Genomic DNA, 19,823 nt, shown 5'->3' on the forward strand with positions numbered 1-19,823 from the left:
CACCTGACGGGGCACGGCGCCGGGCCGCGGGGTCGCCGGCTGCCGCACGAGCGGGCTCGGAGCCCGCCACGCCCCGGACGAGCGGGGCCGGGGCCGGCGCGACCCGCACGAGCCGGCTCAGCGGCCGCCGGTCCCCCCGGACCCCCCGAGTCCTCCGGGCCCCCCGAGTCCTCCGGGCCCCCCGAGTCCTCCGGACCCCCCGAGTCCTCCGGACCCTCCGGCGCCCCGGCCCCCGGCCGGCCCGCCGGACGGCGGTTCGCGGGCCTCCCAGCCGAACGCGGTCAGGAGCAGCGCGACGTCGTCCGGCCGGTCCTCGGCCCTGCGGGCCGCCTTGACCAGCTGGTCGGCGAGATGGTCCACCGAGTCCGTGCGGGTGCGGGCCAGGCAGGCCCGCGCCGCCTCGATGCCGGCCTCGATGTCGCTGCCCGGCTGCTCCACGAGCCCGTCGGTGTACAGCGCGAGGACGCTGCCCGGCGTCAGGGTCAGCGCGGTCACCGGATACAGGGCGTCCGGCTCCACGCCCAGCATCACCCCGCCCACCAGGTCGAGGGTCTCGGTGCGGCCGTCCGGGTGCCGCAGCAGCGGCGGCGGATGCCCCGCCCGCACCGCGAGGGCCCGCCCGCTGCGCGGGTCCAGCTCGATGTAGCAGCAGGTGGCGAACGCGTCCGACTCCAGCTCGGCGAGCAGCCGGTTGGTGTGGGTGATGACCTCCTGGGGCGGCTGCCCGCTGGTCGCGAAGGCGTGCACCGCGCTGCGCAGCTGGCCCATCACGGCCGCCGCCCCGACGCTGTGCCCCTCCACGTCGCCGATGACCAGCGCGACCCCCCGCCCCGTCCTGATCACGTCGTACCAGTCGCCGCCGATGGCCATGCCCTGGGTGCCGGGCAGGTAGCGGCCGGTGGTCAGCAGCCCCTCGATGGCGGGCAGCCGGTGCGGCAGCAGCCCTTCCTGCAGCCCGCGGGCGACCGCCGACTCGGCGTCGTAGAGCCGGGCCCGCTCCAGCGCCTGGGCGGCCAGGCCGCTCAGCGCAGTGAGGGCGGACCGCTCGTCGGGGGTGAAGCGGTGCGGTTCGGACCAGCCGAGGATGCACGAGCCCACGGCGTGGCCTGAGGCGATCAGCGGCAGGAACGACCAGGCGTGCATGCGGTCCAGCGCGATCCCCGGGTACGCCTTGCTCAGTGCGTCCGGCGACTCGAAGAACAGGGGGAACCGCGTGGTGAGGGCGTGCACCCCGGGAAGCTGGGCGTCCAGGGGAACGCCCTCGAACGGGTCGAGGAAGCCCTCCGGGTAGCCGGCCTCCCAGAGCAGGTGCATGCGCCCGTCACGGACCGCGTACAGGGCGATCTCCTGGGCGCCGAACGCCGGCAGCAGTTGCTCGGCGACGGCCCGGCACACGTCCCGCACGGTCACCGCCTCGGTGAGCACGCTGGCCATCTGCACCACGTGGTAGAGCACGCCCGCGCGCGCCGCCACCACCGGCTGCGGCGGCCCCGCGGCGCCCTCGCCGATCAGCGCGCCGGCCCGGCCCGGCGTCGAGGGGCGCGTGCTCACCGGCGCGCTGGTGCGGAAGACCCGGCCGGTCAGCCCGTGCACGCCCGGATACAGCACGAAACCCAGCCAGGTGCCGTGCGGGTCGTGCACCAGGTAGGTCACCGGCTCCTGGGACAGCATCGCCGCCCGGTAGCGGTCCTCGTAGGCCGGGTCGTGCAGCCAGGTGATCACGTGCCAGGGGTGCTGGCCGAGCAGCTGCTGACGCTCGCAGCCCAGCAGCTCCTCGCAGCGGCGGTTGGCGTAGGTGACCCGGCCGTCCTGGTCCAGGGAGAACAGACCGTCGGGCAGGCGCTCGGCCGCCTCGGCGGCGGTGACCCCGCCCTCGGTGTCCACCAGGGCGCCCACCAGCAGCTTCCCGGACACGCCGACGCGGACCACGTGGCCCCACAGTTCGACGGGCCGGTAGCGCACCTGGCCGTCCTCGTCCTCGGCGACCACCACCCGGAAGTGCCGGGAGCGCACCTGCCCGTGCGTCAGCGCGTCCCGCCGCCCCGCCCGCAGCTCGAACAGGTCGTCCGGGCACACCTGCGCCTCCACGTCCGCCAGGGTGCCGCCGAAGTCCTCCCGGGTCAGACCGAGGATGTGCAGGGCCTCGTCGTCGGCCGACCACCGGTCGCTGTCGAGGTCCCACTCGACCATGCCGACCTGCACGGTGTGGGCCGGCGGGGTGGGCAGCCGGACGCTCACCGGCTGGTCGTCGTACGCGATGCCGTACGTCACGGCCTCGGGGTCCGCCGTGTCCGAGGCGGTGACCCGGCGCGCGTACCGGGTGAGCCGGGCCGCCATGTCCCGTTCGGCCCGCCGCAGCGCCGGCTCCACGTCGTCCGGCCCCAGCGGCTCGCGCACCGAACGCAGCACCACCAGCACGCCCACGGTCTCGCCGTCCACCCGCACCGGCCGGTGGCCGGAGGCGAAGGCGTACGGCAGCGCGGCGGTGAACTGCGGGAAGCGGAGCATGGTCACCCGTTCGTCGGGCAGCCACAGGGTCTCGCCCGTGCGGTAGCACTCGGACACCGGCAGCGCGCCGCCGACCGGGACGCGCCACCACGCCTTCAGCAGGGACCGGGGGACCCCGGTGACCACCGACAGCACCAGCGAGCGCCGGTCGCGGGAGCGCAGGTAGACCAGGCCGCCGTAGCCGCCGGTCTCCCGGACCGCCTCGACCAGCGGCTCCGCGAGCGCGTCCTCCAGCCGGGCGGGCGGGGCCTCGGTCCCGTGGTCCGGCGCGCCGTCTCCGCGCGCGCCGGACCGCCCGTCGTCCGGTACGGCGGCTGGCTCTGGCATCTCGCGTCCTCCCCGGTGCGGACGCACGGGACATCGTTCGCTCTCCAGGATGTGCCATGCCGGGCGCCGGGGCGCGGTGGATGCACGCACCGGATTCCTCCGCCGCGTCGGCCGGGCCGCCCGGATCCCGGGGCGGCCGGCGGTCGCGGGGGCCGTGACGACCGGCCCGCCCGCCCGTCCCCGCCCGGCTCCCGGCCGCCCCGGAACGCGGGGGTGCGGACGCACGCGGTGCCGGAACGCGGGGGTGCGGACGCACGCGGTGCCGGGTGGCAGCGCAACCATCGGGTGAACCCGGTTGTCTCACCCGATAACAGCAAGAGGCCACCTCGGGGGGCGAAAATGCTTCGAACCGCAACAACCCGCACCGCCACCGTCTGCGCGACCCTCGCGCTCGTCGGCACCGCACTGGGCACCGCCGCGGTCCCGGCCGCCGCGGCCACCCACGCCGCCGCGTCCGCGGCCACCGCCTGTCCGACCGGCTGGGGCAGCCTGCCCGAGACCGGCACGCCCGCCACCGCCACGCCGGTGCGGGACATCCGGACCGGGCGGCACGACTGCTACGACCGGATGGTCGTGGACGTCCCCGGCGCCGGGGACGTGGGCTACTCCGTCCGCTACGTCGACCGCCTCCACCAGGACGGCTCGGGCCGTCCCGTCCCGGTGTCGGGCGGAGCCGTCCTGGAGATCCGGGTGACCGCGCCCGCCTACGACCCGGAGACCGGCCGGGCCACCTACCCGGCGCGTGCCGGGCACACCCTGCCCGGCGTCGATCTCACCGGCTACCGCACCTTCCGGGACGCCCGGTTCGCCGGCAGCTTCGAGGGGGACACCCAGGTCGGACTCGGCGTCCGGGCGCGACTGCCGTTCCGGGTCCTGCAACTGCCGGACCGCGTCGTGATCGACGTGGCGCACAACTGGACGGGCGCCCGCTGAGCCGCGGCCCGCACCGCGGGCCGCAGCCCCGTCGCCCACCGCCCGCGGACGGTGTGCGACGGGGCTGCCCCGCCGCCGGCCGTCCGCGGGCCGTCACGGCTCCGGGCTCCCGGTCTCGCAGACGCGGCGCGCCACGTCCCGCAGCTTGGTGTTGGTGCGCTGCGACCGGGTGCGCAGCAGCTCGAAGGCCTGCTCCTCGGTCACGTGGTGCCGGCCCATCAGGATGCCCATCGCCTCGCCGATCATGTGCCGGGTGGCCATGGCCTCCTGCAGCTGGGCGTCGTTGAGGGCCGTGGAGAAGGCCACCGCCGCGTGGGAGGCCAGCAGCCAGCCCGCCGTCTCACTGTCCTCGGAGAACGTGCCGGGCTCGCGGGAGTACATGTCGAGGGCGCCGAGCTCCTCCTCCCGGGTGTACAGCAGGAAGCCCATCATGCTCCCCAGCCCCAGGTCCCTGGCCCTCGGGACGTAGGCCGGCCACCGCTCGGACGGGGCGGTGAAGTCGGGGATGCGGAAGACCCGTTCGTCCAACTCGGGGCGTGCGAGGTCGAAGCACGGACCCTCCCGGAGGCGGTCCTGGAGCCGGTCGCTGTCCACCACCATCGGGTCGGTGGGCGCCAGGGACCGGGCCCGTCCGTTCTGCAGGACGAGGATCCCGGCCGCGTCGCACCCCGGGACGAGCCGGACCGCCGACTCCGTGATCTCCTCCAGGGTGGGCTCGAGTCCGGTTTCCGCCAGCAGGTTCCGTGCCATGGAAGCCATCTGCTGTGCGAAGTCGCGCCAGTTCACCGTTCGCCTCCTGCGCGGTGCGGTCAGGTCCTGCCATCCTGACATGCCCGCACCGCGCGCTCCGCCGTTTCCGTGGCGGAGACCGGCGCGTCCGGGGGGCCTTGCGGCCGGCCCGTTGTCAGTGGGGGGTGCGATCCTGCCGTCATGGACGAGCTGGAGTTCATGCGCGGCCGGGTCTACGGGGCGGACCACGACGATCCCGGACCCCGCGGCGGGAGGGTGTACGCCGAACTGTCGGGCGGGCCGCTGGACGGTCTGCTGCTGGACGTCACCGACCGCTCCCCGGCGGAGCTGGCGGACGGGATCGGGCTGCGCACCGAGATAGGCCGCTACGGCCCGGGGGGCCGGGCGGTGTACGTGCCGCGAGGGCCGGGCCGTGTCCTGGAATGGCGGGGCGACATGCCCTGACACGCGCGGCGGCCCGGCGCCTGCGCGGCCGGTGACCCGAGGGGGTACCGGGCCGCCGCCCCGGGCACACGGAGTCGTAGGGGCGGCCGGCCCGGCCGCAGTGCGGAAGGGGCGCCATGGGACTTCTCTCGGAGGCCGTGCCGGCACTGCGCGGCCGGATCGGGCAGGCGATCTTCACGCGGGTCGCCGGGCCGGACGGGCCGGACAGCCGGGCCAGGATCCACGGCACGCCCGGCCCCCGCTGGTTCGGCCCCGAACGGCCGGTCCGCAGGGTGCACGGCGACGCCTCCATGTTCATCGGCGGGCTCGCCGCCCTGCTGCACCAGTCGCTGCACCCGCTGGCCATGGCCGCCGTCGCCGGGCACTCCGGCTTCCGCGGCGACCCCTGGGGCCGGCTCCAGCGCACCAGCACCTTCCTCGCCGTCACCACCTACGGCACCGCCGACAGCGCCCAGCACGCCGTCGACCGGGTCCGGGCGGTGCACGCCACCGTGCGCGGCACCGCCGCCGACGGCCGGGAGTACCGCGCCGACGACCCCCGCCTGCTGGGCTGGGTGCACTGCGCGGAGGTCGACGCCTTCCTGCGCGCCCACCAGCGCTACGGCGCCCGCCCGCTGGACGACGCCGGCTGCGACGGGTACGTCGCGGACATGGCACGCATCGCCAGCGCCCTCGGCGTCCCCGATCCGCCGGTCACGCGCGCCGGACTCGCCGCCCGCCTCGCCGCCTACCGGCCCGAACTCCACGCCACCCCCGAGGCCCGCGCCACCACCCGGTTCCTGCTGCTCAACCCGCCCGTGCCGCTCATCGCCCGCCTCCCCTACGGCGTCCTGGCCGCCAACGCCGTCTCCCTGCTGCCGGTCCGGGTCTCCCGGGAGCTGCGGGTCCCCCGGATCCCGCCCGCCGAGGGTGTCTGCGTCCGCCCGCTCGGCACGGCCGTGACCGCGGGCATCCGCTGGGCGCTCGCCCCGACCCGCCAGGACCACATCCCGGCGTGAGCCGGGCCGTCCACAGCCGCCGGGCACCCGGGGCCGGGACCCCGCGCCCCCGCCCGCCGGGGCCCCCGGGAGCGCCGGTCCGGACCCGGCGGGGTCCGCGCCGGTTGACGCGTCGCAGACGGGGCACTCAGTGCTGACCGAAAACCCGCCGGACACGGGAGGTCGCAGTGGCGGTTCGTCATCGCCTGATCAAAACAGACCCGCGGACCGTCTGGGAGGTCCTCTCGGACGGCAGCCGCTACGCGGAATGGGTGGTGGGCACCGCGACGACGGAACCGGAGCGGGGCCGGTGGCCGGAACTCGGCTCGGCCATCCGCTACCAGGTGCGCCTCGGGCCCCTGTCCCTGACCAACCGCACGGTCGTGCGCCGCTGCGAGCCGGGCAACGACCTGGAACTGGAGGCCAAGGCCGGCCCGCTGGGCAGCGCCCGGATCGCCATCGCCCTCAAGCCGTGGGGGGATCACACCCTGGTCGTCGTCGACGAGCACCCGCTGCGGGGCATGGGCGGCGCCCTGCACAACACCGCCGTGGAGGCGCTGATCCAGCTGCGGCACCGCTCCATGCTGTCCCGGCTGGCGGACGTCTGCGAGGAGGTGGCGGCCGAGGAGGAACGCCGGCGGCCGATGGGACACCTCATGGCGCCGCACAACGGTGGGGGGCAGGCCCGTGCCTGACGCCGTGGTGATCGGCGCGGGCCCCAACGGCCTGGTGGCGGCGAACCTGCTGGCGGACGCCGGGTGGAGCGTCGAGGTGCTGGAGGAGCAGCCCGAACCCGGAGGGGCGGCGCGCCACGACCGGGGCGTCGACCCCGACTTCGTCAGCGACCTCTTCAGCGCCTTCTACCCGCTGGCCGCGGCGTCCCCGGTCCTGACCGGGCTGCGGCTGCACGAACACGGACTGCGCTGGCAGCACGCCCCCCACGTCCTCGCCCACCCGCTGACCGACGGACGCTGCGCGGTCCTGGACCGCCGGGTCGACGTCACGGTCGCCTCCCTGGACGCCTTCGCGCCGGGCGACGGGGCGGCCTGGGCCCGGCTGCACGACACGTGGCAGATGCTCCGCCCCGACCTGCTGGAGGCGCTGTTCACGCCCTTCCCGCCCGTGCGCTCCGCCGCCCGCGTCGCCCTGAGACTGCGCGCCGCCGGCGGGCTGCGCATGGCACGGACCCTGGTGCTGCCCGTGCGCCGCATGGCCGAGGAGGAGTTCCACGGCGAGGGCGGCGGGCTGCTGCTGGCCGGCAACGCCCTGCACGCCGACCTCGCCCCGGAGGCCGCGGGCAGCGGCGGCTACGGCTGGCTGATGTCGATGCTCGGCCAGACCTACGGCTTCCCGGTGCCCGCCGGCGGTTCCGGCGCCCTCACCGGCGCCCTGATCCGCCGCCTGGAGTCCCTCGGCGGCGTCCTGCGCTGCGGGCAGCGGGTCGAACGGGTCCTGGTGCGCGACGGACGGGCCGCCGGCGTGCGGACCGCGGGCGGGGAGACGGTCCCCGCCGGGCGTGCCGTCCTCGCCGACGTGTCCGTCCCCGCCCTGTACGGGACGCTCGTCGCCCCCGAGCACCTGCCCGCGCAGGTCCTGTCCGACCTGCGGCGCTTCGAGTGGGACTTCGCCACTTTCAAGGTCGACTGGGCGCTCGACGGCCCGGTGCCCTGGAAGGCCGAGCAGGCGGCCCGCGCCGGGACCGTGCACCTGTCCGACGGCGTCGACGAACTCACCCGCTTCGCGGCCCAGCTCGCCATGGGCCGGGTCCCGGACCGCCCGTTCTCCCTGTTCGGACAGATGACCACCTCGGACCCCTCCCGCTCCCCCCGGGGCACCGAGTCCGCCTGGGCGTACACCCACGTGCCGCACCGCGTCGTGGGGGACGCGGGGGAGGAGGGGCTCACCGGCTCCTGGGACGCCACGGAGCAGGAGATCATGGCCGACCGCGTCGAGCGGCAGGTCGAGCGGTTCGCGCCCGGCTTCCGCTCCCGCATCCGGGCCCGCCGCATCCTGGCCCCGCCCACCCTGGAGTCCCTCGACCGCAATCTGCACGGCGGGGCCATCAACGGCGGCACCGCCGCCATGCACCAGCAGCTCTTCTTCCGCCCGCTGCCCGGCACCGCGCGCCCGGAGACCCCGGTGCCCGGCCTGTACCTGGCGTCCGCGTCGGCGCACCCTGGCGGCGGCGTCCACGGGGCGCCGGGCGCCAACGCGGCCCGCGCCGCCCTGCGGCGCCGTGCCGTCCCGATGCTGGCCGAGCGCCTGCTCACCCGCCGCGACCGCACCGGCCGCAAGCGCCCGGTCCCGGGCCGCCGGAGTCCGGGCACCTGACGACGACCACAGACGGAGGCGAGACGCATGACCGGTCACGACGACGGGCCCGACCGCGCCCACCGGCGTCCCGAAGGGGTCAGCGCCGAGACGGTGGAGGCGCTCGGGGCGCTGTCCAAGGCCCTGGAGACCACGGAACGCGCCCGCGGGCACCTGTACAGCTTCCACCAGCTCACCGGCACCGCCGACCTGGAGCTGGACCGGGCGGTCGAACTGCTGCACAAGGCCGGGCACCCGGACTGGGCGGAGACCGTGCGCACCCAGGTGCTGGGCCGCAACGTGATCCCCGGCCACTGGACGTTCCAGATCGTCGAGGCCTACGACGGCACCTACTACCAGCCGTTCCGCGACATCGAGCGCGCGGCCGTCGACGAACTGGCCGAGGGACGGGACCACCTGTACGAGGCGGCGATGAAGGAGGCCCGCCGCACCGTCGGCCACCCCGACCACACCGCGCGCCCCGAGACCGGCCCGGAGACCGAGACCGACGCCAAGGAGCGCAACGACGCCGAGCGGGCGGACCCGGCATGAGGCGGGCCGCGGGCAGGGGGCCCCTCTACGGCCGCACGGTCGTCGTGACGGGCGCGGCACGCGGCGTCGGCGCCGCACTGGTGCGGGAGATGTCCCGGCGCGGCGCCCGCACGGCGCTCCTCGGGCACGAGGGCGCGGCACTGGAGGCGCTGGCCGCCGGCCTGCCGGCGCCCGCCCTCGCCCACGAGGTCGACGTCACCGACGACGCGGCCCTGGAGGCCGCCGCCGCGGCCGTACGGGAGCGGCTCGGGCCGCCCAGCGTGGTGGTGGCCAACGCGGGCGTCGCGGAGGGCGGGCCCTTCGCCACCTCAGATCCGGCCGACTGGCGCCGCGTGATCGACGTCAACCTCACCGGCAGCGCGGCGACCGCCCGCACCTTCCTGCCGGACCTGCTGGCCTCGCGGGGCTACTACCTCCAGGTCGCCTCGCTCGCGTCGATCGCCGCCGCCCCCATGATGAGCGCCTACTGCGCCTCCAAGGCCGGGGTCGAGTCGTTCGCCCACAGCCTGCGCGCCGAGGTGGCCCACCGCGGCGTGGACGTCGGCATCGGCTACCTGAACTGGATCGACACCGCCATGATCCGCGACGCGGACCGGTATCCGGTGATGCGGGAACTGCGCGCCCACCTGCCGCCGCCCGCCCGGCGCACGCTTCCGCCGGAGCGCGCCGCCGAGCGGCTCGCCGCGGCCGTGGAGCACCGCAGCGCGGCCGTGTACCTGCCGCGCTGGCTGCGCCTGGCGCAGGCGGCGCGCGCCGCGCTGCCGCCCGTGGTGCTCCGGGCGACCCGGCGCGAACTGGGCCGGCTGGAGGCCCGGGACCCCCTGCGGCACACCGGCCTCCTGGGGGCGGGCGGCGCTGCCGACCGGGAGGCCGCCCCGTCCCGGCCGTGACCCGCCGCCGCGCCCGGGGCCGCGCGCGTCAGGCCGCCGGGGCCGCCCGCAGCACCGCGCCGTGGACGGCGCGCGCCAGCCGGGCCCCCCACAGCGAACGGGGTCCCGCGAAGGCGACCACGTCCTCACCCGGGGCGGGGACGCGCGCGGCGACGCACACCGCGTCCGTGGGCGTGCCCGAGCAGTCGTAGCCGGACTCCAGCAGGGCCTGCACCTTCGCCTCCGTCGCCGTGCTCACCGCGTTGACCAGGGCGGCGTCCCCGAGCGCCACCGGCAGCGCCACCACGATGTTGATCGTGCCGGCGGCCGCCGGGCCGTCCGTGCCCGGCTGCGCGGAGGCGGCCCAGCCCCGCACGGAGACACCCACGGTGGCGGCGGCCTCCACACCCCCGTCGCGGCCGAGACCGTACGCCGAGACGTCCGCGGCGGTCATCAGACCCACCCCCGGCCCGCGCACGCCCGCCTCCGCGGCCAGCGCGGCCAGGTGCCGGTCGGGGTCGGTGCGCCGGTAGCCGTGGGAGACCTGCGCGTTGAGGACCCACTCCCGCTCCCCGAGGCCGCCGCCGAGGACCGCGCTGCTGATCATCCGCCAGCCGGGGCCGGCGGTCCACAGCAGGGCGTGCAGGGACTCGCCCTCCTCGACCCGGCTCAGCCGCCGCAGCGGCAGCAGTCCGTCGACGGTCGGGGGCGGCGGGGCGGCGGTCACCGGGCGGTACTCCTCGGCTGGGCGGGACGGGGCCGGCCGATGGTATGCCGGAGCGGCGGACCCGCCCTCACCGGGTCCCTCCGCACGCCCAGGCCCCGGGTCCCTCCGCACGCCCCGGGTCCCCCGCACGCACCGTGGCGGTCCGCCCCCATCGGTCCGTCCGCACCCACCGGGCCGTGGGCGGAACGGAATGCGGAAGGACCTGGGCAACGAGGGACGGGACGTGGCACGATCACAAAAGTGACCAGCAGACCGCCCGCACCGCCGCAGCACCTGAAGGACCTCGCCCGGCTGCGCCGTGTCCGCGACCGGATCGACCGGGAGTACGCGCGCCCCCTGGACGTCGAGGCCCTGGCCCGCGGCGTGCACATGTCGGCGGGGCACCTCAGCCGCCAGTTCCGCCTCGCCTACGGCGAATCGCCCTACAGCTATCTGATGACCCGGCGGGTCGAGCGGGCCATGGCGCTCCTGCGCATCGGCGAGCTCAGCGTCACCGAGGTCTGCTTCGAGGTCGGCTGCGCGTCGCTGGGCACCTTCAGCACGCGCTTCACCGAACTCATCGGGATGCCGCCCAGCGTGTACCGGCGCGAGGCGGCCCGCGCCACCGCGGGCATCCCGTCGTGCGTGGCCAAGCAGGTGACCCGACCGGTCAGGAATCGAGAAGCGCGCACCACCACCGACGCCTAGCGTGGGGGCCATGGACATCACCATTCACTCGAGCTTCCTTCCGCACGACGACCCGGACGCCGCTCTGGCCTTCTACCGGGACGTCCTCGGCTTCGAGGTCCGTAACGACGTCGGGTACGAGGGGATGCGCTGGATCACGGTCGGCCCCGTGGGACAGCCGGGCACGTCCATCGTGCTGCACCCGCCGGCCGCCGACCCCGGAGTCACCGACGACGAGCGCCGCGTCATCGCCGAGATGATGGCCAAGGGCACCTACGGCGGCATCATCCTGGCCACCCGGGACCTCGACGGCACCTTCGAGAAACTCCAGTCCGGTGACACGGAAGTGGTCCAGGAGCCGACCGAACAGCCGTACGGTGTACGTGACTTCGCGGTGCGGGACCCCGCGGGCAACATGGTCCGCGTCCAAGAGGTGCGCTGAACGGCCGTCCGGCCGCGCGGTCGCCCGCCCCGTGCCCGCACGCCGCGCCGGCGGGGCGGGCGCGGACAGTCACCGACCCGCACGGCCAGACCGAGCCGGGCGTTCCAGGGGGCCGAGGGGCGGCCCCGTCTCACCGACGGAGAGCACATGACCAGCACGGGGAAGAACAAGCGGCCGTCCGAGCCGCACGCCGCCGACCGCCACGACCTGATCCGGGTGCACGGCGCGCGGGAGAACAACCTGAAGGACGTCAGCGTCGAACTCCCCAAGCGCCGCCTGACGGTGTTCACCGGGGTGTCCGGCTCCGGCAAGAGCTCGCTGGTGTTCGACACCATCGCCGCCGAGTCGCAGCGCATGATCAACGAAACCTACAGCGCGTTCCTCCAGGGTTTCATGCCCACCCTGGCGCGGCCCGAGGTCGACGTGCTGGACGGGCTGACCACGGCGATCACCGTCGACCAGCAGCGCATGGGCTCAGACCCGCGCTCCACCGTCGGCACCGCCACCGACGCCAACGCCATGCTGCGGATTCTCTTCAGCCGCCTGGGCAAGCCCTACTTCGGCCCGCCGAGCGCGTTCTCCTTCAACACCGCCTCCGTCACCGCGAGCGGCGGGATGACGGTCGACCGGGGCGCCGACCGGACCAAGACCGAGAAGGTCACCTTCAGCCGCACCGGCGGCATGTGCACCCACTGCGAGGGCCGGGGCACGGTCTCCGACATCGACCTCACCCAGCTCTACGACGACTCCAAGTCGCTCTCCCAGGACCCGTTCACCATCCCCACCTACACCGGGGACGGCTGGGTCGTACGGGTCATCGCCGAGTCGGGCTTCTTCGAGGTGGACAAGCCGATCCGCGAGTACACCAAGAAGGAGATGCACGACTTCCTGTACCGCGAGCCGACCAAGGTGAAGATCAGCGGGGCCAACCTCACCTACGAGGGGCTGATCCCGAAGCTCCAGAAGTCCATGCTCAGCAAGGACCGGGAGGCGATGCAGCCGCACATCCGGGCCTTCGTCGACCGGGCCGTCACCTTCACCACCTGCCCCGAGTGCGACGGCACCCGGCTCACCGCGGGCGCACGGTCGTCGAAGATCGGCAAGGTGTCCATCGCGGACGCCTGCGCGATGGAGATCAGGGACCTGGCCGAGTGGGTCCGCGGGCTCGACGAGCCGTCCGTGGCACCCCTGCTCACCGCGCTGCGCCACACCCTGGACTCGTTCGTGGAGATCGGCCTGGGCTACCTCTCCCTCGACCGCGCCTCGGGCACCCTGTCCGGCGGCGAGGCGCAGCGCGTCAAGATGATCCGGCACCTCGGGTCCTCGCTCACCGACGTCACCTACGTCTTCGACGAGCCCACCATCGGACTGCACCCGCACGACATCCAGCGCATGAACACCCTGCTCCTGCGGCTGCGGGACAAGGGCAACACGGTCCTCGTGGTGGAGCACAAGCCGGAGGCCATCGCGATCGCCGACCACGTCGTCGACCTCGGCCCGGGCGCCGGCACCGAGGGCGGCACCGTCTGCTACGAGGGCACCGTGGAGGGCCTGCGGGCCAGCGACACGGTCACCGGCCGCCACCTCGACGACCGGGTCGCCCTGAAGGAGACCGTCCGCGAACCCACCGGCAAGCTGCCCATCCGCGGCGCCACCGCCAACAACCTGCGCAACGTCGGCGTCGACATCCCCCTGGGTGTGCTCACCGTGGTCACCGGTGTCGCCGGCTCCGGGAAGAGTTCCCTGGTGCACGGCTCGATCCCCGCCGAGGAAGGGGTCGTCGCGGTCGACCAGACGCCCATCCGCGGCTCCCGGCGGAGCAACCCGGCCACCTACACCGGACTGCTCGACCCGATCCGCAAGGCGTTCGCCAAGGCCAACGGCGTCAAGCCCGCCCTGTTCAGCGCCAACTCCGAGGGCGCCTGCCCGACCTGCAACGGCGCCGGCGTGCTCTTCACCGACCTGGGCATGATGGCCGGCGTCTCCACCACCTGCGAGGACTGCGAGGGCAAGCGGTTCGACGCGTCGGTCCTGGAGTACCGGTTCGGCGGCCGGGACATCAGCGAGGTGCTGGCGATGCCGGTGTCCGAGGCCGTGGAGTTCTTCGGCTCCGGCGAGGCGCGCACCCCGGCCGCGCACCGCATCCTTCAGCGGCTCGCCGACGTCGGTCTCGGCTACCTCACCCTCGGCCAGCCGCTCACCACGCTGTCCGGCGGCGAGCGCCAGCGCCTGAAGCTGGCCACGCACATGGGCGACAAGGGCGGGGTCTACGTCCTCGACGAGCCGACCACCGGCCTCCACCTCGCCGACGTCCAGCAACTGCTCGGTCTGCTGGACCGGTTGGTGGACTCCGGCAAGACGGTGATCGTCATCGAGCACCACCAGGCGGTGATGGCCCACGCCGACTGGATCATCGACCTCGGTCCGGGAGCCGGTCACGACGGCGGCCGGATCGTCTTCGAGGGCACGCCCGCCGATCTGGTCGCCGCCCGCTCCACCCTCACCGGCGAGCACCTCGCCGAGTACGTGGGAGCCTGACCGGCCGGCGCCCGGCGCTCCCCGGAGCGCCGGGCCTGCCGGGTGAGGGCCGGGAGCCCCCGGTGGGGGCGGTCAGCGGTGGCTTCCGCCGGTCAGCGGTGACCTCCGCCGCGGAACCGGCTCAGCAGCCGGCGGGCCTGCTGCCGGCGGCGGGGGTCGGCGGCGGCCCGTCGTGCCTGCTCGGTGACGCGCCGTCCCTGAGGGCTCCGGCTGAACTCCTTGATGCGCTGCAGCATGCTCGGCATGAGCTGCTCCTTTCCGAGGTCCGTGATTCTCGGCCCGATTTCCGAGGTCCGAGGTCCGAGGTCCGAGGTCCGTGTTCCGGGGTCCGAGGTCCGAGGTGCGCGGTCCGGGGTCCGCGGTGCGCGGTGCGCGGTCCGAGGTGCGCGGGACGCCCTGGCCCCCGTACCGGACCGGATACCCCCGCACGCCCCGGTCAGCCCTGAAGCCTTCGGCGGACCGGACCGGACCGGACCGACCGCCCCAATGGACCGGCCCGGGGCCCCCGACGGGAGGGGTCTGGCCCTGGACCGGCCGGGACCGACCAGGGGAGCCGGACCCGGGGGTACCGCGCCGGCCCCACGGGCGGGGGAGGGCCGCCGGGCGAGCCCGGGGCCGGAAGCGCACGCGGTGAGGCGGGGCGCCGGGGCCCGCACGCCCGATGTGACCGGGGCAGAGCCCCCGGCGACCGCCCGGGCCCGATCCCGTGATCCCTCGGAGCCCCGGAGCCCCGGACCGGAGGATCCCACCCGTGCGGTCCGGCGACGCGGGAACCCTCCCGCCCCCGAAGTCCCGCCCCGCCGCGACGCATTCGGGGTCCGAGCCCGTGCCAACCCGTCCACCGTACGGATTGTCACCCGGAGTGTTTGCCGCGGGAGTCCGAGGCAAGTCGGAGTTCCATGAGTGAACAGAGCAAGAACACACGGCAGAAGTCCACTTCGACCCGGACCGCGGCCGACAAGGCCCGGCAGACCGCGGACAAGGCGACCGCCCCGGCCGCCGATACCGCGAAGGGCACCGCGGCCAAGGCAGGTGACGCCACGAAGGGCGCCGCCGGGAAGGCCGGTGACGCCACGTCAGCCGTCGCGGCCGGCACCGAGCGCGTCGCCGCGGCGACCAACGGGGCGGTGCAGTCCGCGGCCAAGGGCGTCGAGGCCGGCCGCCGCGCGGTGGTGGCCACCACCGGCCAGGTCGCCGCCGGCGCCAAGACCGCCTGGACGGTCATCGCCCACCGCAAGCTGGTCGCGGCCGGCGTCGGCGCCGGTATCACGGCGCTGAGCGCCGCGTCCTACGCCGTCGGGCGGCGCGCCGGGCGTCCCCCGCAGGGCCCGCTGACCCGGCTGACCGGCGGTCGCATCTGACCCGGGCCGCCGGCACCGGGCCCGGGCGCGGCGGCGACGCCGTACCGGTGCCCGGGTCCCGCGGCCCGGCCGTCCGGGCCGGAAGACGCGGTCGGCCACCGGCCCCACTCGCGCGCCGGCGTCCCGAAGGGGAAAGATGTGTCCGCAAGCGAAGGATGCGACCCCTGCGGAGGAGTGGGCACATGCAGCACGAGCGAGCCGGCGGCCCGGCCGGCCCCGAGGATCTCGTCGACGTCGCTCGGCTGGTCACGGCGTACTACGCGGTGCGCCCCGATGCCGAGGACCCGGCCCAGCGCGTGACGTTCGGCACGTCGGGACACCGCGGTTCGTCCCTGGCCGGCGCGTTCAACGACGACCACATCGCCGCGACCAGCCAGGCCATCTGCGAGTACCGCGCGGACCGGGGCACCGACGGCCCCCTCTACCTGGGCGCCGACACCCACGCGCTGTCCGAGCCGGCGCGGGTCACCGCCCTGGAGGTGTTCGCCGCCAACGGGGTCACGGTGCTCATCGACAGCGCCGACGGCTACACGCCGACCCCGGCCGTCTCGCACGCCATCCTCACCCACAACCGGGGCCGCACCGGCGGCCTCGCCGACGGCGTCGTCGTCACGCCGTCCCACAACCCGCCCGCCGACGGCGGCTTCAAGTACAACCCGCCCAGCGGCGGCCCGGCCGGGTCCGACGCCACCACCTGGATCCAGGACCGGGCCAACGCCATCATCCGGGACGGCCTCAAGGACGTCCGCCGCATCCCGTACGCGCGCGCCCTCGCCGCCGACGGCACCGGCCGCCACGACTTCCTCGGCAGCTACGTCGCGGACCTGCCGAACGTGCTGGATCTGGACGCGATCCGCGCGGCCGGGGTGCGGATCGGGGCCGACCCGCTCGGCGGCGCGTCCGTCACCTACTGGGGCCGGATCGCCGAGGAGCACCGCCTCGACCTCACGGTCGTCAACCCGCTCACCGATCCCACCTGGCGGTTCATGACCCTGGACTGGGACGGCAGGATCCGGATGGACTGCTCCTCGCCGCACGCCATGGCGTCCCTCATCCGGCAGCGCGACCGCTTCGACATCGCCACCGGCAACGACGCCGACGCCGACCGGCACGGCATCGTCACCCCGGACGCCGGCCTGATGAACCCCAACCACTACCTCGCGACGGCGATCGGCCACCTCTACACCCACCGCCCCGACTGGCCGTCCGCCGCCGGGATCGGCAAGACGCTGGTGTCCTCCGCGATGATCGACCGGGTCGCGGCCGACCTGAAGCGCGAACTGGTCGAGGTGCCCGTCGGCTTCAAGTGGTTCGTGGACGGACTGGCCGACGGCACGCTCGGCTTCGGTGGCGAGGAGTCGGCCGGCGCGTCCTTCCTCCGGCGGGACGGCTCGGTGTGGACCACCGACAAGGACGGCATCATCCTGGCGCTCCTCGCCTCCGAGATCACGGCCGTCACCGGCCGGACGCCGTCCGAGCACTACGCCGCGCTCACCGCCCGGTTCGGCGAACCCGCCTACGAGCGCATCGACGCCCCGGCGACCCGCGAGGAGAAGGCCCGCCTGGCGAAGCTGTCCCCGGCCCAGGTCACCGCCGACACCCTGGCCGGTGAGCCCGTGACCGCCGTGCTCACCGAGGCGCCCGGCAACGGAGCGGCCATCGGCGGCATCAAGGTCACCACGGAGAACGCCTGGTTCGCGGCGCGCCCCTCGGGCACCGAGGACGTGTACAAGATCTACGCCGAGTCCTTCCGGGGCACCGGCCACCTCCGCCAGGTGCAGGAGGAGGCGAAGTCGGTGGTGCTGGCCGCGCTGGGCGGCTGAACCACCGCCCGCGGCACCGCGACCCGCACCGCGCTTCCGCGGTCCCGCCCGGTCAGCCGGGCTGGACCGCGGACGTGGCCGGGGACGCGGAACGGGCGCCGGTCGGCAGCGACGTCGTCGCCGGAAGCTCCACGGGCGCCTCCTCCGACTGCTGCAGAATCGTGTCACCGGGGCGCTCCTGACGGGGCGTCGCACCGGTGGACCACTGCGACCAGGCGCCCAGAGCCAGCGCGAGCGCCGCGGCGGCGCCCACCACCCGGCCGACCCGGCGGCGCCGGGCCCGGTCGTCCAGGTTCCGCCAGGAGGGGCCCTCCCACGGGTCGTCCGGATGCCACAGGTCCCCGACGGCCTCCGCCGGGCGGCGTGCGCGCGGGGCGGGCTCCGGGGCGTGCGCCGGGCTGGGCCAGGGGGCCGCGGCCCGCTGCACGGCCGAGGGTTCCTTCGGCGCGGAGGCGCGGATGGCGTGTTCGTCGTCCATGAGGAACCGCTGCCAGACGTCGTCGGGCAGCGACGGCGCGGGCTCCCGCCCGTCCGGCGTCCCGCCGTCGTCGTCCGGCCTCTGCGCGGTCACGTCCGTCGCTCCCTCTCGTGTACGGAGGTCCGCCGGTCACCCCGCAGGCCCCCAGCGCCCCTGAACACCGCAAGGATCATCGCACAGGGCGACGTCGGGGCCGGCGGAACCTGCCGGCCTCCCGGTCCGGCAGGGGAGATCCTACGGATCCGGCCCCGCGACGGCCACGGCCGACGCCCCGACGGCGTGCGGGCGTTGCCCGCGCGGAGGGCGCGGGCGTCCGGTGAGCGGACTCGATTGGATAAAGGTCGGTGTCCGGCTCCGCGGCCCGCGGTCGGCCTGTGCATAGTCTGAGGAGGGGAGACGGGCGCCCGCGCGATGCGGGGCGGTCCCGAGCGCCTCGACGTCGCGGGAGCAGGGGATGACCGACACCAAGCCGCCACCGGCCCAGACGGCGCTGGCCCTCACGCCGTTCGTGGTGATGGCGGTGATCGCGGTCATGGACCTCACGGCGGGGCCGGGTGTCGGACTGCTGCCCCTGGTGTCGCTGGGCCCGGCCTTCGCCGGCCTGGTGGGCGGCTGGCGCCGGACCGCCGTGATCGGCGCGCTGTCGCTGCTGCTGTGCGTCGGCCTCGGGCTGTACAACGGGCTGTTCGCGGAACGCCGGGGCTTCGCGGCGATGGGCTCGGTGGCCGGTGTCACCGGTGTCGGCATCGCCGCCGCCGTGATGCGCTCCCGGCGGGAGGCGGAACTCGCCAGCGTGCGCTCGATCGCGGAGGTGTCGCAGCAGGTGCTGCTGCGGCCCGTCCCGCTGACCGCGGGACCGGTCCAGGTGGCGGTGTCCTACACCTCCGCCGTCGCGGAGGCCCGGATCGGCGGGGACCTCTACGAGGTGGTGTCCTCGCCGCACGGCGTGCGCGTCGTCGTCGGAGACGTCCAGGGCAAGGGCCTGGCCGCCGTGGAGACGGCGGCCGTGGTGCTCGGCGCCTTCCGCGAGGCCGCCCACGACGAACCGGACCTCGTCGGGCTGGGAGCGCGGGTGGAGCGCAGCGTGGCGCGGGAACTGGAGGGCGAGCGCTTCGTCACCGCGGTCTTCGCCGAGATCCGTGCCGGCCAGGAGGTCGTCCTCCTCACCTACGGCCACCCCGCACCGATGCTGGTCCGGCGCGACGGCGGCGCCGACTTCCCCGAGCCGCCCGCCCCGGCGCTCCCGCTGGGGCTGGGCACGCTCGCCGCGCCGGACGACGGCCCGCGGCCCTACCGGGTCCGCTTCGCGCCCGGCGAGCAACTCCTGCTGTACACCGACGGCGTGACCGAGGCGCGCGACGGGGACGGCCGCTTCTACCCGCTGGGCGAGCGCACCCACCTGCTCAAGGAGCCGGACATCCACCGGGCGCTGGAGGCGCTGCGCGAGGACCTCGTCCAGCACGCCGCGGGCCCGCCCGGCGACGACGCCGCGATGCTCCTGCTGCGCTACCACGGGCACGGCGGCCCCCCGCCCGCCGATTCCCCCTGAGCGGACCGCGACGGGGGCGCCGTACCGGCCAGGACACGACGGAAGCCGCAGCCGCCGACGCCGCAGCCGCCGCAGCCGCAGCCGCCGTGGCGGCCGCGCAGGCGCGGTGCGCCGGGCCGCCCGGCGACGTGCCCGCCGGGACGGCCGACGGCGTCGACCCGGTTCCGTCCGCGGTGCCTGCCGCCCGGCTCCCGCCGAGGGGTGTCCCGGCGCGCCCGCTCGCCGCCGCCGGGAGCCGGTCACGCCGGCGCGGTTCCGGACGCCCGACGTGCCCGCGTCCCACGGCGCCACCGGGCCCACGGCGCCACCGGCTCCGCCGCGCGCGCTCGCCGGTGTCCGCCGGGCCGACCCTCCACCGCCCCGCGCGCGGCCGGCCGATCGCCGCCGGACGCGCGGTGCCCGGTCGGGTCACCCCGGCAGTCCGGCGCCGCGCACCGAGGCGGGGCCCCCGCGCACGGCCGCCGCCGGGCCGCCCCCGGCTGGTGAGGCGGTCCTCCGCCCCGTCAAATACGCATGCTACGTTCCTATTTACGCGGCCGGCCCACGCGCCGGCGAACCACACACGGGAC

The 19,823-nt window shown here is 75.6% G+C and carries 18 protein-coding genes; 13 read left to right on the forward strand and 5 right to left on the reverse strand.

From position 1 onward, the window contains the following. Positions 1-117 precede the first annotated feature (117 nt). On the reverse strand, positions 118-2,835 hold the full coding sequence (locus tag ACSU53_RS29100) for a SpoIIE family protein phosphatase (protein WP_437032558.1): 2,718 nt from the start codon (positions 2,833-2,835) through the stop codon (positions 118-120). A 339-nt stretch (positions 2,836-3,174) separates the two neighbouring features. On the opposite strand from ACSU53_RS29100, the gene ACSU53_RS29105 reads away from it, so the two are divergent. Beyond that, positions 3,175-3,768, forward strand: coding sequence for an AMIN-like domain-containing (lipo)protein (locus tag ACSU53_RS29105; protein WP_437032560.1), 594 nt, complete (start codon positions 3,175-3,177; stop codon positions 3,766-3,768). Positions 3,769-3,861: 93 nt separating this feature from the next. Here ACSU53_RS29105 and ACSU53_RS29110 read toward each other — a convergent pair whose 3' ends face one another. Next, positions 3,862-4,599, reverse strand: coding sequence for a GAF and ANTAR domain-containing protein (locus ACSU53_RS29110; RefSeq protein WP_437032562.1), 738 nt, complete (start codon positions 4,597-4,599; stop codon positions 3,862-3,864). 99 nt (positions 4,600-4,698) lie between these two features. Here ACSU53_RS29110 and ACSU53_RS29115 point away from each other — a divergent pair, with 99 nt between their 5' ends. The 6 genes from ACSU53_RS29115 to ACSU53_RS29140 all read left to right on the forward strand — a co-directional run bounded on the left by ACSU53_RS29115 (position 4,699) and on the right by ACSU53_RS29140 (position 9,691). Further along, positions 4,699-4,962: a hypothetical protein gene (locus tag ACSU53_RS29115; protein ID WP_437032564.1), complete on the forward strand. Its 264-nt coding sequence runs from the start codon at positions 4,699-4,701 to the stop codon at positions 4,960-4,962. A 116-nt stretch (positions 4,963-5,078) separates the two neighbouring features. After that, positions 5,079-5,960: an oxygenase MpaB family protein gene (locus ACSU53_RS29120; protein WP_437032566.1), complete on the forward strand. Its 882-nt coding sequence runs from the start codon at positions 5,079-5,081 to the stop codon at positions 5,958-5,960. Positions 5,961-6,127: 167 nt separating this feature from the next. After that, positions 6,128-6,634 carry an SRPBCC family protein gene (locus ACSU53_RS29125; RefSeq protein WP_437032568.1) on the forward strand — a complete coding sequence of 169 codons (507 nt, stop codon included), beginning with the start codon at positions 6,128-6,130 and terminating at the stop codon, positions 6,632-6,634. After that, positions 6,627-8,270 carry a phytoene desaturase family protein gene (locus ACSU53_RS29130; RefSeq protein WP_437032570.1) on the forward strand — a complete coding sequence of 548 codons (1,644 nt, stop codon included), beginning with the start codon at positions 6,627-6,629 and terminating at the stop codon, positions 8,268-8,270. The genes ACSU53_RS29125 and ACSU53_RS29130 overlap by 8 nt, the downstream gene beginning before the upstream one ends. 27 nt (positions 8,271-8,297) lie before the next feature. Continuing rightward, on the forward strand, positions 8,298-8,801 hold the full coding sequence (locus ACSU53_RS29135) for a hypothetical protein (protein ID WP_437032572.1): 504 nt from the start codon (positions 8,298-8,300) through the stop codon (positions 8,799-8,801). Next, the gene (locus ACSU53_RS29140; protein ID WP_437032574.1) at positions 8,798-9,691 is read left to right on the forward strand and encodes an SDR family oxidoreductase; all 894 of its coding nucleotides are present in this window, start codon (positions 8,798-8,800) and stop codon (positions 9,689-9,691) included. Before ACSU53_RS29135 ends, ACSU53_RS29140 begins: the two co-directional genes overlap by 4 nt. Positions 9,692-9,719: 28 nt before the next feature. On the opposite strand, the gene ACSU53_RS29145 is transcribed toward ACSU53_RS29140, so the two are convergent. Then, on the reverse strand, positions 9,720-10,397 hold the full coding sequence (locus ACSU53_RS29145) for an adenosylcobinamide amidohydrolase (RefSeq protein WP_437032576.1): 678 nt from the start codon (positions 10,395-10,397) through the stop codon (positions 9,720-9,722). A 240-nt stretch (positions 10,398-10,637) separates the two neighbouring features. Here ACSU53_RS29145 and ACSU53_RS29150 point away from each other — a divergent pair, with 240 nt between their 5' ends. The 3 genes from ACSU53_RS29150 (at position 10,638) to ACSU53_RS29160 (ending at position 14,043) form a co-directional block, all read left to right on the forward strand. Continuing rightward, on the forward strand, positions 10,638-11,084 hold the full coding sequence (locus ACSU53_RS29150) for a helix-turn-helix transcriptional regulator (protein ID WP_437032578.1): 447 nt from the start codon (positions 10,638-10,640) through the stop codon (positions 11,082-11,084). Between the two features lie 10 nt (positions 11,085-11,094). Beyond that, a complete protein-coding gene (locus ACSU53_RS29155; RefSeq protein WP_437032580.1) occupies positions 11,095-11,505 on the forward strand; it encodes a VOC family protein in 411 nt (136 codons plus the stop codon). Between the two features lie 147 nt (positions 11,506-11,652). After that, positions 11,653-14,043 carry an ATP-binding cassette domain-containing protein gene (locus ACSU53_RS29160; RefSeq protein WP_437032582.1) on the forward strand — a complete coding sequence of 797 codons (2,391 nt, stop codon included), beginning with the start codon at positions 11,653-11,655 and terminating at the stop codon, positions 14,041-14,043. A 92-nt stretch (positions 14,044-14,135) separates the two neighbouring features. Here ACSU53_RS29160 and ACSU53_RS29165 read toward each other — a convergent pair whose 3' ends face one another. Continuing rightward, positions 14,136-14,288 (reverse strand): hypothetical protein, encoded by a 153-nt coding sequence (locus ACSU53_RS29165; protein WP_437032584.1) that lies wholly within the window; start codon positions 14,286-14,288, stop codon positions 14,136-14,138. 654 nt (positions 14,289-14,942) lie between these two features. Here ACSU53_RS29165 and ACSU53_RS29170 point away from each other — a divergent pair. Continuing rightward, positions 14,943-15,404: a hypothetical protein gene (locus tag ACSU53_RS29170; RefSeq protein ID WP_437032586.1), complete on the forward strand. Its 462-nt coding sequence runs from the start codon at positions 14,943-14,945 to the stop codon at positions 15,402-15,404. A 182-nt stretch (positions 15,405-15,586) separates the two neighbouring features. Then, positions 15,587-17,227 (forward strand): phosphoglucomutase (alpha-D-glucose-1,6-bisphosphate-dependent), encoded by a 1,641-nt coding sequence (gene pgm, locus ACSU53_RS29175; RefSeq protein ID WP_437032588.1) that lies wholly within the window; start codon positions 15,587-15,589, stop codon positions 17,225-17,227. A 52-nt stretch (positions 17,228-17,279) separates the two neighbouring features. Here pgm and ACSU53_RS29180 read toward each other — a convergent pair whose 3' ends face one another. Next, positions 17,280-17,798, reverse strand: coding sequence for a hypothetical protein (locus ACSU53_RS29180; protein ID WP_437032589.1), 519 nt, complete (start codon positions 17,796-17,798; stop codon positions 17,280-17,282). 361 nt (positions 17,799-18,159) lie between these two features. Here ACSU53_RS29180 and ACSU53_RS29185 point away from each other — a divergent pair, with 361 nt between their 5' ends. Further along, on the forward strand, positions 18,160-19,254 hold the full coding sequence (locus tag ACSU53_RS29185; RefSeq protein ID WP_437032591.1) for a PP2C family protein-serine/threonine phosphatase: 1,095 nt from the start codon (positions 18,160-18,162) through the stop codon (positions 19,252-19,254). The last annotated feature ends 569 nt before the right edge of the window (positions 19,255-19,823 follow it).

This window comes from Streptomyces sp. enrichment culture, from assembly GCF_964273255.1.
Lineage (GTDB): Bacteria > Actinomycetota > Actinomycetes > Streptomycetales > Streptomycetaceae > Streptomyces.

What these genes read in the sequence shown, in the direction of transcription:
- ACSU53_RS29160 (WP_437032582.1), top strand. Translation starts at nt 11,653, where the DNA reads ATGACCAGCACGGGGAAGAACAAGCGGCCGTCCGAGCCGCACGCCGCC.
- ACSU53_RS29185 (WP_437032591.1), top strand. Translation starts at nt 18,160, where the DNA reads ATGACCGACACCAAGCCGCCACCGGCCCAGACGGCGCTGGCCCTCACG.
- ACSU53_RS29105 (WP_437032560.1), top strand. Translation starts at nt 3,175, where the DNA reads ATGCTTCGAACCGCAACAACCCGCACCGCCACCGTCTGCGCGACCCTC.
- ACSU53_RS29135 (WP_437032572.1), top strand. Translation starts at nt 8,298, where the DNA reads ATGACCGGTCACGACGACGGGCCCGACCGCGCCCACCGGCGTCCCGAA.
- ACSU53_RS29120 (WP_437032566.1), top strand. Translation starts at nt 5,079, where the DNA reads ATGGGACTTCTCTCGGAGGCCGTGCCGGCACTGCGCGGCCGGATCGGG.
- ACSU53_RS29170 (WP_437032586.1), top strand. Translation starts at nt 14,943, where the DNA reads ATGAGTGAACAGAGCAAGAACACACGGCAGAAGTCCACTTCGACCCGG.
- ACSU53_RS29155 (WP_437032580.1), top strand. Translation starts at nt 11,095, where the DNA reads ATGGACATCACCATTCACTCGAGCTTCCTTCCGCACGACGACCCGGAC.
- ACSU53_RS29115 (WP_437032564.1), top strand. Translation starts at nt 4,699, where the DNA reads ATGGACGAGCTGGAGTTCATGCGCGGCCGGGTCTACGGGGCGGACCAC.
- ACSU53_RS29165 (WP_437032584.1), bottom strand. Translation starts at nt 14,288, where the DNA reads ATGCCGAGCATGCTGCAGCGCATCAAGGAGTTCAGCCGGAGCCCTCAG.
- pgm (WP_437032588.1), top strand. Translation starts at nt 15,587, where the DNA reads ATGCAGCACGAGCGAGCCGGCGGCCCGGCCGGCCCCGAGGATCTCGTC.
- ACSU53_RS29100 (WP_437032558.1), bottom strand. Translation starts at nt 2,835, where the DNA reads ATGCCAGAGCCAGCCGCCGTACCGGACGACGGGCGGTCCGGCGCGCGC.
- ACSU53_RS29110 (WP_437032562.1), bottom strand. Translation starts at nt 4,599, where the DNA reads ATGTCAGGATGGCAGGACCTGACCGCACCGCGCAGGAGGCGAACGGTG.
- ACSU53_RS29140 (WP_437032574.1), top strand. Translation starts at nt 8,798, where the DNA reads ATGAGGCGGGCCGCGGGCAGGGGGCCCCTCTACGGCCGCACGGTCGTC.